A 363-nucleotide genomic window follows, 5' to 3' on the forward strand; every position below is an offset into this window, starting at 1 on the left:
ATCCTCGTCGGCGGGGCAGCTACGAATCCTGTCGTGGAACACCAACCAACAAGACGTCTCAACCGAGCAGTTGGGCGCGTTGATCAAAACCGAGCAAGCGAACGTCGTTGCTCTGCCTGAGTACTTCACGGCCGTGGCCGATGGAACTCTCGCCGGGCTCGCCCAAGAGCACGACATGCAGATCATCGGGACCGATTCATCCTCGGCGACGTTGCTGATCTCGAAGCATCTCGGCACATATTCGCTTGCCGACCAAGAAACGACACCGGCATGGGCTGGGTTCGTCGCGACCTCAGACAATCCCCGCGCCCCCGCCTTGCTCGTGGCGCATCTGCAGCGTCCTTCATTGGTCGACTCAAGCAT

Annotated in this window: 1 protein-coding gene; it reads left to right on the forward strand. The window is 60.1% G+C overall.

Features of this window, described 5'->3' with window-relative positions:
* On the forward strand, positions 1–363 hold a 363-nt coding region (locus SOM11_RS15055), incomplete at both ends, for a hypothetical protein (protein WP_320478552.1).

This window comes from Frigoribacterium sp. CFBP9029 (genome assembly GCF_034045305.1).
In the GTDB taxonomy this organism is placed as follows: Bacteria; Actinomycetota; Actinomycetes; order Actinomycetales; family Microbacteriaceae; genus Frigoribacterium.